Below are 12,658 nucleotides of genomic sequence, written 5' to 3' on the forward strand. Positions count from 1 at the left end.
GTATTTTCTCTGCATTAAAAGAGAATTATTAAAAAAATACACCTATATATAACTATCTAACTAATTAAAAAAATCCCTAACTTGGTAAAAACAAAAGTTATGTGTTTCAAACAGGTCTTTGAAGTCGATTCAAAAGAACAGTATAAGTATATAATTGTGTATATTTTTGCGGATTATACTTAAATATAGATTAATTCAAGCTTTAAGAAAAGGGCGAGCTGCCCTATTCTTATAAATCGTCTAAGTTTTTATACCCTTCAAGGTATTTAGTGTCGTATGTGTTATTATTGAAATCTTTATTTTCCATCATCTTAATATGAAATGGAATGGTTGTTTTAATGCCTTCAACTTCAAACTCATTGAGTGCTCTTTTCATAATTTTGATGGCTTTTTCTCGATCACGCCCCCAAACAATAAGTTTTCCAATCATTGAGTCATAATAAGGAGGTACCACATAGTTTGTATAGATGTGAGAATCCACTCTTACATTTCTTCCACCTGGAACCATCCATTGAGTAATTTTTCCTGGACTTGGTAAAAATGAGTTTGGATCTTCAGCTGTGATTCTACATTCAATGGCATGACCTCTGAATTTAATCTCTTCTTGTTTTGGAAGTTCATCACCTTCAGCCACTTTAATCATCCACTCAACAATATCAAGACCACTGACCATCTCCGAAACAGGATGTTCAACTTGAAGTCGTGTATTCATCTCCATGAAATAGATATTTTGTTTATCATCTGCTAAAAACTCAAATGTTCCTGCCCCTTCATACTCTAAGTATTTTGTTGCTTTCACAGCCACATTATGTAAATGTGCTCGTGTTTCATCATTTAATAAAATAGCAGGTGACTCTTCGATAACTTTTTGGTGTCTTCTTTGTAAAGAACAATCTCTTTCTCCTACATGAATAGCATTTCCATGAGAATCCCCGATAACTTGTACTTCGATATGTCTTGGGTTATTGATAAATCGCTCTAAATACATGGTTCCATCACCAAATGCAGCAAGGGCTTCTGAAGACGCTGCCATAAACAGTTGATCAAAATCTTCCGCTTTGTTAATCAGTCTCATTCCTCTTCCACCACCACCAGCAGCAGCTTTAGCCATAATTGGGTAACCAATCTCTTCCGCAATTCGTCTTCCCTCTTCAATGGTATGAACAGAACCCGTTGAACCAGGAACAACAGGAACACCTGCTCTGATCATCTCCTCTTTTGCTTTTGATTTATCGGCCATTTTTTCCATAACTTCAACAGATGGTCCAATAAATTTAATATTGTGCAATCGACAAATTTCTACAAAATCTTGATTTTCTGACAAGAATCCATATCCAGGGAAAATGGCATCACACCCTGTCATCTCTGCAGCAGTAATAATTGCAGGTATGCTTAAGTAAGAATCAATAGATTTTACTCCACCAATACACACTGCTTCATCTGCATGTTTTAAGTATGAGGCATGTTTATCACCAGCAGAATAAACTGCCACTGACTTTTTCCCCATTTCTCTAATAGTTCTAACAGCTCTTTGTACGATTTCTCCTCTGTTAGCTATTAAAATCTTTTTAATTTCTGCCATGATTAAATCTTTTCAATCACAAACAATGGCATATCATATTCAACAGGTTCTGCATCATTCACTAGAATTTGAAGAATTTTACAATCACACTCAGCTTCAACTTCATTCATGATTTTCATCGCTTCTAAGATACACAGAGTTTGACCTGCTTTTACTGTATCACCTACTTTTACGAACGCTGGAGATTCTGGAGAAGGAGCACTGTAATATGTTCCAATCATTGGAGCATTAATGGTATCTCCCATAATTGCAGCAGGAGATGCTGGAGTTTCAGCAAAAGCTGGTGCAGCTTGTTGTGCATAAGCAACCGGCGCAGGGGCAGAAACCACCTGTGGAGAAGCAACCGTTACTGTACCGTCAAAACCTTTTCCCATAGAAATCTCAAAATCACCCTCTTTGATTTTAAGCTTACCCAATTCGCTTTTATCGAATACTCTGATTAATTCTTTTATCTCTTTAAAATCCATTACTAACCTTTTAGTTAAATTTTTGGTATAATACAAGAATATTCATTAGAAATCAATAAAATGAAATTTATCGAATTTTGTCCATTTTTAATAAAATCTGACATAATTTATACACAATTTTACAATTTTTGACAATTTTTTAATAAAAATCACGCAAAAATAGAAGATTGAATTTTTTGATTTAAATGAGAGATTAGAGGTTAAAAATGATCAGTGATAGAAATTTTATCAATATTGCCAAAGAGATTGCCAGTGCATCAAAGTGTGTCTCAAAACAAGTGGGTGCGGTTATCGTAAAAGAGGGTCGAATCCTTTCAACGGGTTACAATGGAACACCTGCAGGATTTACCAATTGCAATGCCCATTGGAAAGGGGAATATACTCCCGAACATCACGAATGGTCAAAAACGTATGAAATACATGCTGAAATGAATGCCATTATTTGGGCTGCGCGAAAAGGTATCAGTGTAGAAGGTGCTACAATTTATGTCACGCTTGAACCTTGCAGTGAGTGCTCAAAAAATTTGATTGCTTCGGGTATCAAACGAATCGTTTATGATAAATCGTATGAACATACAAACTCTGAATTGATTTCTCAATTCATAAAAGACAATGGCGTAAAAATAGAACAAATCAAATAAGCATGCCCTCTTTTGACAATAAAAAATTTTACAAAAAATCCATTGCCCAATATGGGATAAGTGCCCAAGGGGTACATTGGAACTCCAAATATTCCCAATATAAACGGTTCGAAATATTAACCAGTTTCATTCAAAAAGAGATTGCGCTTTCAAGTATCATTGATGTAGGGTGTGGGTTTGCAGAGTATTACAACTATTTAAAAAAAAATGCGTGTACTCCTAAAAAATTTATTGGTATTGATAGAGAAAATGCCATGACGGCTATCTCTCGACAACGGTTTCCCCATCTTGATTTTCACACATTAAATATTTTAGAAGATACCCTTTTAAAAAGCGATTATTATATCTGCAGTGGGGCAATGAATCTTTTAAATGAAAAAGAGTTTTTTCATTTTTTAACGCAATGTTATGCGCACAGTCAAAAAGGATTTATTTTTAATTTTCTAAAAAATGAGAGTTATAACCAAATAAAAAGTGAAAATGTAATACTATTTTGCCAACAATTAACAAAAACAATAGAAATCAAAGACAATTATTTAGACAATGATATTTCGATTTTTCTCAAAAGGTAAACAATGATTAAAAAAACGCTCCTTATTGCTGGAACCATGGTTTTAGCACTGAACTTCACCGCTTGCACAACAACGGGAACCACAAAACTTGAAAACGTCAGCACAGCAGATGTTAAAATGAAAATTGTGAAAGGGAGTTCAACCATGTATGATATTGTAAAACTTTATGGAGAACCCACATCTACACGTATAACAGATAATAATTTGGACATTTGGGATTACTCTTTCTCATCCGAAAGAGAGTCAATTCCAAGCTACATTCCTCTGGTAAAAAGTTTCTCAAGTGGTGTGAAAAAAGTCAATAAAGAGTTGGTGGTCTATTTTAACAGCCAAGGGATAGTAGATGACTACACTTTTAAATCAAACCACATTGAATCAAATACCGGATTATTGCACTAAATATCACAACAATATCATATTAACAAAGTATTATTCTCATATTAAACAGCCAAGGGAGTTAATATGAGAATTGGACTTTTTATTCCTTGCTATATGAATGAACTTTACCCAGAAGCATCTATGGCAACACTTAAAATACTAGAGAATTTAAACTTAAATGTTGAATATCCTACCCAACAGACTTGTTGTGGTCAACCTATGGCAAATGCAGGTTGCTCAAAAGATGTCAAAACATTAGCACACAATTTTGTCGAAACGTTTAAAAAATATGATTATATTGTAGCACCCAGTGGCTCATGCGTTGCTATGGTTAAAGAGCATTACAGTGAATTTTTTCAGGATAACAGTGATTATGAGAAAGTACAAACATCCATTTATGAAATTTGTGAATTTTTACATGATATTATTAAAGTGAAGAAGCTCAATGTCTCTTTTCCTTATAAAGTAGGCGTACACAACTCATGTCATGGTCACAGAGAGTTAAAACTCGCCAGTTGCAGTGAACTGAATATTCCATACTTTTCAAAACTTAAAAAACTTTTATCACTCATTCCCGATATCCAAATTGTTGATTTAAAACGAGACGATGAGTGTTGTGGATTTGGAGGTACATTTGCGGTAACAGAAGATGCCATATCTGCAGCCATGGGAAAAGACCGAATCAAAGATCATATTGACAGTGGCGTGCAAATTATGACAGGAGCAGATATGTCGTGTTTAATGCACATGGAAGGCATAATCAATAAAAATAAAGAACCCATCAAAGTGATGCACATTGCACAAATTTTAGCAGGAGGAGACGCATCATGAATCATCCACAAGAAGCTTCAAAATTTGTGGCCAATGATGCAAGAATGCATTGGCATGACAAAGCCTTATGGTTTGTACGAGAAAAAAGGGACTTGGCATCAAAAGGTATTCCAGAGTGGGAAAAGCTAAGAGAATATGCCCATGTCATTAAAACACACACCATGAGTAAACTTGATTACTATTTAGAAGAGTTTGAGAAAAATGCACTGGCAAAAGGCATTGAAGTACATTGGGCAAAAGATGCTCAAGAACACAATGAGATTGTTTACAATATTCTTAAAAATAACAACGTCAAAAAATTGGTCAAGTCAAAATCTATGCTCACAGAAGAGTGCCACTTAAACCCCTATTTAGAACAAAGAGGCGTAGAAGTGATTGACACCGATTTGGGTGAAAGAATTGTTCAACTGCGACAGGAAACCCCTTCACATATTGTTTTGCCCGCCATTCACTTAAAAAAAGAGGATGTGGCACAAACCTTTCATACATTTTTAAACACCGATGCAAACAATGCCGACCCAACCTATTTAACCCGAGCTGCCAGAGAGAGTTTAAGAAAAGAGTTTTTAACTGCGGATGCAGGTCTTACGGGGGTAAATTTTGCCATTGCACAAACGGGTGGAATTGTGGTATGTACCAATGAAGGGAATGCCGACATGGGTGCAAGTTTGCCCAAACTGCATATTGCCTCTATGGGAATTGAAAAAGTCATCCCTCGACTTGAAGATTTAAGTGTTTTTACCCGACTGTTAGCAAGAAGTGCAACGGGACAACCTATTACTTCATACACATCTCACTTTCATGGAGCCGTAGAAGGTGGGAAAATGCACATTGTCATTGTAGACAATAAACGAACGCCATTCTTACAAAGTGAAAAGTATAAACAATCGTTAAACTGTATTCGATGTGGAGCCTGTATGAATACCTGCCCCGTTTACCGAAGAAGTGGTGGTCACTCATATGGGTATGTTATTCCAGGACCTATTGGTTCAACACTGGGTGCTTTTAGAAATGCAAGCGAACATAAAACCTTGCCGTTTGCTTGTTCTTTATGTGCTTCTTGCTCAAATGTCTGTCCAAGCAAAATTGATTTACACAAACAACTTTACGCTCATCGACAAGATTTGGGCATGGCCAAATTAATTGACACGAAAAAAGCCGTTGCCATGAAAATGACATCTTGGCTCATGCAACACCCAATGCTTTTTGATATTGCGGGAAAAGTGGCCAGAAAAGTGGTACCACTCTTACCCAATTTCATACTTTACAGCAAAAGCAATGTGTGGGGAAAATACAGAGAAATGCCAAAAATGCCAAAAAATTCATTCAAAGAGTTGTATGAAAAAAAGAGACAGGAGAATTAAATGTCAAGTAAATCAACCATTTTAAATGCCATTAAAAACAATAATATTGTCAAAGAAGTTCCTCTTCCCAATATTGAAAACTTTGGCATTACATTTGAAAATAAATTTGAACAATTTGAAAAGGTGATTCAAACCGTTGGAGGAAAAGCCTTAGAAGTTGCTATTGAAGATTTACAAAATCAAGTCAAAGTGTTGTATCCCGAAGCAAAAAATATTATTTGCAACATAGAGAATACGACTCTGTCAACTTTTGATGAAAATGCCGTTCAAACACCTCATGAACTCAAAGATATAGATGTTGCCATTATCAAAGGAGAGTTTGCCGTAGCAGAAAACGGAGCCGTTTGGATTAAAAATCCAAGCAATCGACACCGAGCACTCTACTTTATTGCCAACAATATCATTATTGTGGTCAAAAAAGAGGACATAGTACACAATATGCACGAAGCCTATGAAAAAATTGATTTCGACAACACTGGATATGGTGTTTTTGTTTCAGGACCTTCAAAAACAGCCGATATAGAACAATCATTGGTTATTGGAGCACATGGCCCAAAATCGGGATTTATCTTTTTCATATAACATGTTATAATAGATAAAAAAGGTACCGCTTGAAAAAATATATCTTTTTATCTGCTGTATTGATACTTTTTTCAACCGCACTTTTCTCAAAAGAGGTGCTTTTACTCCACTCATATCATAAAGGGTATAAGTGGAGTGATGACATATCAAAAGCCATTGAAGAGCGATTTGAACCCTACCGAAATATTAATCTGACCACCATTTATATGGATACCAAAAAAATAGCTACTCCTGCATATTTAAACAAACTCGCTTCACTCTATAAAGAGCAATTTGAGAAAAGAAAATTTGATTTGATTATTGTCAGTGATAACAACGCCTTTGATTTTGCAATACAATACCATGACTATCTGTTCAAAAACTTGCCTGTACTTTTTTGCGGAGTAAATAATTTTGAGAAAGCTTTTTTAGAAAAAAACAACATGAAGAACTATATGAGTGGTGTTGTAGAGCAAGTTGATATTGAAAAAAATTTTCAACTCATTTTAAAACTGCATCCAAATATCAAAAAACTTATTATTATCAATGACGTTTCACAAACAGGACAAGCAGTACGAAGGGAGTTAAATAAAATTATTCCATTGTACAAAGATAAATTTAAAGAGATAGAGTACATTGATAATATGGATATTGAACAGATGAAAGATACCATTGACAACAGCAACGAAGATACTGTTATTTTATTTGTACTGCTCTTTAAAGATAAAACGGGAAAATTTTTTACGTATAAAGAGAGTCTCAAAGAGATTAAAAGTGTTGCTCATGTTCCCGTTTATGCCCTTTGGGATTTTTATCTTAACTATGGTGCCATTGGAGGGTTGCTTACAAGTGCAAAAGGACAAGGCGATGCGGTATCAAATATGGCTTTAGATATTTTAGAAAATCATAAAAATATCAACGATATTCCTATCCTTGAAAAGAGTCCCAACAAATATATTTTTGATTTCAATGAATTAAAACGTTTTAATATTGATATTAGTACTTATTTAGATGATTATAAAATTATCAATGAACCTATTACTATCTACAAAGAGTATAAAAATTTTGTTGTATTCATTGCTACTGTTATTTTCGTTCTTTTTATCTTAATCCTTATGATGAGAGCCAATATTCAAAGAAGAAAAATTGTAGAAAAAGATCTCTCTAATCGAATCAAATTTGATAAAGTATTGCTTGATACTCTGCCTAATCCCATCTATTATAAAAATATTCATGGAAAGTTTTTGGGCTGCAATTTAAATTTTGCCAACTTACATAACTGCACAAAAGAGGAGGTCATTGGTAAAACAGCATTTGATTTTTATCCTCTTGATATTGCTCAAAAAAACAGTAAAGTAGATGAAAACCTTTTAAGTACATGTGGAATGCATACTTCTGAATTGACCTTGCATTTTAATGACAAAATGAGATACTTTATTTTAAATAAAGCCGTATATGAAAATATTGATGGTACTGTCGGAGGAATTGTTTGTATCATGGATGATATCACTGAAAGAGTCCAACAAAAACAGTTCCTCATACAACAAAGTAAACTGGCCGAAATGGGCGACATGGTTGCTGCCATTGCACACCAATGGAACGAACCACTGGTTGAACTCTCTGCACAAGTTCAAGACATTGCACTATCCTACCAACTCAATGAACTCAAAAACATTCAAATGGATGCGTTCGTCAAAGACTCTATGGTACAAATCCAATACATGTCCAAAACGCTCAGTGATTTTAGAAACTTTTTAAAACCCTCAACAAAAAAAATACTCTTCTCTATAGAGAAATGTTTAGATGAAATTTTTGACATTATTGGAAAACAAATCTTTTATTCCAATATCAATCTTAACATCAACTATGTCGATAAAAATCAAGATTTACTTATTTTTGGTTATGAAAATGAGTTTAAACAAGTGTTATTAAATATTATTAATAATGCGAAAAATAAAATTATAGAACACAATGCAGATCATAAAACTAAAGGCAACATTACCATTAATATTTACAATACTCCCAATTACAATACGATTGAAATTTGTGATGATGCAGGTGCAATTCCCAAAAATATCATTGGCAATATTTTTGATCCTTATTTTACAACAAGAAAAGAGGGTACAGGTTTTGGATTGTATATGGCGAAAGTTATTATTGAAGATAAAATGGGTGGAAAACTGCGCGTAAGAAATGACAATCAGATGGTTATTTTTACCATTAAAATGCCCAATAAAAACTATAAAAGGTAAAAATCATGAGACTGCTGTTACTTGAAGATAATGCAAAACTTAATCAAACTATCACAAAAAGATTGATTCTAAAAGGCTACAAAGTAGATACGTTTACCGATGGACTTGAGGCTTATAACAATATTGATGAGGGGTATCACTGTTTTATTTTAGATGTCAATGTGCCCTCTTTTGATGGGGTTAAACTCTTAAAAAAAATACGTGAATATTACACGGAAGTCCCTGTGATTATTATCAGTGCTTCTGTTGAGCTCGATGTCATTAAAGAGGCCTATGACTTTGGATGCAACGACTATTTAAAAAAACCTTTTTTTATTGATGAACTTGAAATCAAAATTGCTAAATTGTGCAACATTAATGATAATATCATCTCATTTGACACCGATTGTTATTTTGATTTTAAATCAAGTTTAATCATTTGCCAAGGGAAAGAACAAAGACTTACACGAAAAGAGAGACTTCTTTTAAATCTCTTTTTATCACACAAAAACAGACTCCTCAGTTTTGATACCATCCAAAACTATGTTTGGGAGGGCAATATTGCATCGCTTGAATCGATTCGATCCCTGCTCAGAAGAGTACGAAAAATCTTACCCAAAGAGTATATCCAAACCGTTGTAGACACAGGGTATATCTTTAAAACTTCTTAAAAGAACACAAAAATATCATATCAATTTCATGTGGTGTCGTTACAATTTAATTGAAACTAACAAAGGAGTTCACATGAATATGTTTTCGAAAGCAACAAAGCTTGTTGTAGCAACTGCATTACTTGCAGGGTTAAGTACTGCTTCAATGGCGAAAGACAAAGTTTATAAATGGAAACTTGCAACAACTTGGGGACCAACACTCTCTCCCTTTATTGATGCACCTGAAAATATGGCAAAACTTGTAGAAGAGATGTCAAATGGAAGATTAATTATCAGAGTCGATGCAGCAAATAAACATAAATCTGCTTTTGGTATTTTAGACATGGTTAAAGGTGGACAGTATGAAATGGGTCACTCTGCTTCATATTATTGGAAAGGTAAAGATATTGATTTATTACCTTTTACAACCATGCCTTTTGGTATGACAGCACCTGAACAATATGCGTGGTTCTACTACGGTGGCGGATTAGAGTTAATGCAAAAAGCTTATGCTAAACACCATGTTCTTTCATTTCCAGGTGGAAACACAGGAAATCAAATGGGTGGATGGTTCAGAAAAGAAGTTAAAACATTGGATGACTTAAAAGGTCTTAAAATGAGAATTCCTGGATTTGCTGGAGAAATCATGGCAAAATTAGGACTTACTGTAACAAATATTGCTCCAGGTGAACTTTATACTGCACTTGAACGTGGAACAATTGATGCGTTAGAATGGGTTGGGCCTGGAATGGATATTAATATGGGATTTCATAAAGTAGCACCATATTACTACACAGGATGGCATGAACCAGCAACAGAACTGCAATTTTTAGTCAACGAAAAAGCGTATAATAAATTACCAAAAGATTTACAAGCTATTTTATTGACCGCTATGAAAATATCATCGTATAACATGTATATTCAAAACTATGATATGAGTGCAACCGCTTGGTCAAAAATTGCCACAGAGTATCCTGATATTAAAATCAAAACATTCCCTAAACCAATTATGGATGCGATGAAACAAGCGAATAAAGAACTCTTAACAGAGATGTCAAAAGATCATCCTCTATTAAAAGAGGTTTTAGACTCACAAGCTGCTTATCAAAAGAAAGCCAGAGAGTGGACTAAAATGTCTGATTATCTTTACTTAAAAGATAACTTATAAAAAACTCTTTACAATCCCTTTATAGGGATTGTAATATAATGCGTCAAATAAAAATATATCTGTAATATGTTTATTTGACTTATTAAGACAATCAAAGGATTTTTATGTTGTTGAAACTTGAACGTGGATTTGATAAATTCGCAAATATTATTGGAACCATTACTGCTTTTGCAATTGTTCTGATGATTTTAAACGTATCTTACGATGTTGTTGCAAGATACTTTTTTAGAAGTGGTTCCATTGCTATGCAAGAGATGGAATGGCACCTATTTTCAGTCATTATTTTACTTGGAATTTCATATACCCTTAAAGAAGATGGTCATGTCAGGGTTGATTTAATTTATGACAGATTATCAGACAGACGAAAGGCATTGATTAATATGGTAGGGGCGGTAGCCTTTATTTTGCCTATTACATTTTTAGTAGGAATCAGTTCCATTCACAATGCTTATGAAGCTTACTTATCAAATGAGATGAGTGGTGACCCAGGTGGATTACCATACCGATGGGTTGTCAAAGCACTTATCCCATTATCTTTTTTACTTTTACTTATTACGACCATTGGTTTTTTTATTAAAAATCTTAATATTTACAAATGCCTTCATGGTTCATGTGAGTATAACTTAAAAGGTGAAATTGAGAACCTTAAAAATGAACTCAATGAACACAAACACCACGTCATTGATATTGATGAAACAGACAACCAAGGAGAGCAAAAATGATTGGTATAGCAATGTTTTTTACAGCATTATGTATGCTTTTATTTGGTTTTCCTGTTGCCTTTACTTTTGCTGCAGTGTCAGTCTTTTTTGGACTTATTGCCGGTATTGTAGAAATTGGATTCCAAGCGGGCATTATTCCTGGATTAATTGAAGGTGTTCAAGAAGGTATCAGCATGTTTGATTTTATGCCTTTTAGAGTCTTTGCCATTCAACAAAATACCATTTTAATGGCAATTCCTATGTTTATTTTTATGGGAATTGTTCTACAAAAAACAGGCTTAGCAGAAAAACTTTTAGAGTCAATGGGATTTTTATTTGGTGAAGTTCGAGGTGGAGTTGCTATATCAACGGTTTTGGTAGGTTCACTATTGGCCGCTTCAACTGGTGTTGTCGGAGCCAGTGTTGTTGCCATGGGAGTCATTTCTCTTCCTGTAATGTTAAAATATAAATACAACACTGAACTTGCAGCTGGAACCATATGTGCGTCTGGAACCTTGGGACAAATCATTCCCCCATCAATTGTGTTAATCATTTTAGGGGATGTCTTTCAAGTGCCCGTGGGCGATCTTTTTGCAGCAGCTGTTTGGCCAGGACTCTCACTCGTAGGAGCTTATATTCTTTTTATTTTAATCATCGCTTTTATAAAAAAAGATATGGCACCTGCCATTCCAGCAGATCCCAGCCGTGGAAATAAAAAGAAACAAGTCATCAATGCACTTATTGCCATTATCCCTTCTCTTACACTGATTATCATGGTTTTAGGTTCAATCTTTGCAGGAGTAGCCACGCCAACTGAATCTTCAGCCGTAGGGTGTATTGGTGCAATAGGATTGGCACTTTTATATCGTTCTTTTAGTATTCAAATGGTCAAAGAAGCTTCACTTGAATCAGTTAAAATCACCTCTATGGTGTTTGCCATTTTAATTGGAGCAACGGCATTTTCAATGGTATTTTCCTACACGGGTGGAGATGAATTGGTTGAACAATTTATGACAAATTTACCCGGTGATACCAAATGGGCATTTATTCTGTTTACCATGTTGGCAATTTTGGTTTTAGGATTTTTTATTGATTTCGTTGAAATTTCATACATCATTGTTCCCATCTTGGTTCCAATTTCTGAAGCATTGGGTATCAACCCTATTTGGTTTGCAATTTTAATTGCCATGAACTTACAAACCTCCTTTCTGACTCCACCTTTTGGATTCAGTCTTTTCTATCTCAAAGGAGTTGCGCCACCTAGTGTAAGAACCATTCAAATTTATAGAGGGGTTTTACCTTTTATAATCATTCAGATAATTGTCTTAGCTATTTTGGCTATTTATCCAGAAATATTTGGAATAAATCCGCTATTATAATAAAAAGGTCTCAAGACCTTTTTATTCAAAGGATTTGCATGAATTACAACACTGTTTATACCTTACTTTCAAACATTATTCTCAAACAATGTGATATTAAAACATTTTTTATATATGACCAACAGCAAAGAAT

The 12,658-nt window shown here is 34.4% G+C and carries 13 protein-coding genes; 11 read left to right on the forward strand and 2 right to left on the reverse strand.

Annotated elements, in window-relative coordinates; all coding sequences use genetic code 11:
* Window positions 1-229 precede the first annotated feature (229 nt).
* Window positions 230-1,582 carry an acetyl-CoA carboxylase biotin carboxylase subunit gene (locus ACNI3C_RS03670; RefSeq protein ID WP_419770897.1) on the reverse strand — a complete coding sequence of 451 codons (1,353 nt, stop codon included), beginning with the start codon at window positions 1,580-1,582 and terminating at the stop codon, window positions 230-232.
* 2 nt (window positions 1,583-1,584) lie between these two features.
* Window positions 1,585-2,049 carry an acetyl-CoA carboxylase biotin carboxyl carrier protein gene (accB, locus tag ACNI3C_RS03675; protein ID WP_419770898.1) on the reverse strand — a complete coding sequence of 155 codons (465 nt, stop codon included), beginning with the start codon at window positions 2,047-2,049 and terminating at the stop codon, window positions 1,585-1,587.
* Between the two features lie 206 nt (window positions 2,050-2,255).
* On the opposite strand from accB, the gene ACNI3C_RS03680 reads away from it, so the two are divergent.
* From ACNI3C_RS03680 to ACNI3C_RS03730, 11 genes are all read left to right on the forward strand, one after another.
* Complete coding sequence (locus tag ACNI3C_RS03680; RefSeq protein ID WP_419770899.1) at window positions 2,256-2,690, forward strand: deoxycytidylate deaminase; 435 nt, start codon at window positions 2,256-2,258, stop codon at window positions 2,688-2,690.
* Window positions 2,691-2,692: 2 nt separating this feature from the next.
* The gene (locus tag ACNI3C_RS03685; protein ID WP_419770900.1) at window positions 2,693-3,262 is read left to right on the forward strand and encodes a methyltransferase domain-containing protein; all 570 of its coding nucleotides are present in this window, start codon (window positions 2,693-2,695) and stop codon (window positions 3,260-3,262) included.
* Between the two features lie 3 nt (window positions 3,263-3,265).
* On the forward strand, window positions 3,266-3,661 hold the full coding sequence (locus tag ACNI3C_RS03690) for an outer membrane protein assembly factor BamE domain-containing protein (RefSeq protein ID WP_419770901.1): 396 nt from the start codon (window positions 3,266-3,268) through the stop codon (window positions 3,659-3,661).
* A 63-nt stretch (window positions 3,662-3,724) separates the two neighbouring features.
* Window positions 3,725-4,471, forward strand: a complete 747-nt coding sequence (locus tag ACNI3C_RS03695; RefSeq protein ID WP_419770902.1) for a (Fe-S)-binding protein — start codon at window positions 3,725-3,727, stop codon at window positions 4,469-4,471.
* On the forward strand, window positions 4,468-5,835 hold the full coding sequence (locus ACNI3C_RS03700; RefSeq protein ID WP_419770903.1) for a lactate utilization protein B: 1,368 nt from the start codon (window positions 4,468-4,470) through the stop codon (window positions 5,833-5,835). Before ACNI3C_RS03695 ends, ACNI3C_RS03700 begins: the two co-directional genes overlap by 4 nt.
* A complete protein-coding gene (locus tag ACNI3C_RS03705; protein WP_419770904.1) occupies window positions 5,836-6,417 on the forward strand; it encodes a LutC/YkgG family protein in 582 nt (193 codons plus the stop codon).
* A 29-nt stretch (window positions 6,418-6,446) separates the two neighbouring features.
* Window positions 6,447-8,648 carry an ABC transporter substrate binding protein gene (locus tag ACNI3C_RS03710; protein ID WP_419770905.1) on the forward strand — a complete coding sequence of 734 codons (2,202 nt, stop codon included), beginning with the start codon at window positions 6,447-6,449 and terminating at the stop codon, window positions 8,646-8,648.
* Window positions 8,649-8,653: 5 nt separating this feature from the next.
* Window positions 8,654-9,298 (forward strand): response regulator transcription factor, encoded by a 645-nt coding sequence (locus ACNI3C_RS03715; protein ID WP_419770906.1) that lies wholly within the window; start codon window positions 8,654-8,656, stop codon window positions 9,296-9,298.
* Window positions 9,299-9,371: 73 nt separating this feature from the next.
* Window positions 9,372-10,445 (forward strand): TRAP transporter substrate-binding protein, encoded by a 1,074-nt coding sequence (locus ACNI3C_RS03720; RefSeq protein ID WP_419770907.1) that lies wholly within the window; start codon window positions 9,372-9,374, stop codon window positions 10,443-10,445.
* A gap of 104 nt (window positions 10,446-10,549) precedes the next feature.
* A complete protein-coding gene (locus ACNI3C_RS03725) occupies window positions 10,550-11,167 on the forward strand; it encodes a TRAP transporter small permease subunit (protein ID WP_419770908.1) in 618 nt (205 codons plus the stop codon).
* The gene (locus ACNI3C_RS03730) at window positions 11,164-12,525 is read left to right on the forward strand and encodes a TRAP transporter large permease (protein WP_419770909.1); all 1,362 of its coding nucleotides are present in this window, start codon (window positions 11,164-11,166) and stop codon (window positions 12,523-12,525) included. The genes ACNI3C_RS03725 and ACNI3C_RS03730 overlap by 4 nt, the downstream gene beginning before the upstream one ends.
* Window positions 12,526-12,658: the final 133 nt, after the last annotated feature.

Source organism: Marinarcus sediminis (SeqCode) (assembly GCF_048571275.1).
GTDB classification, from domain to species: domain Bacteria; phylum Campylobacterota; class Campylobacteria; order Campylobacterales; family Arcobacteraceae; genus Marinarcus; species Marinarcus sediminis.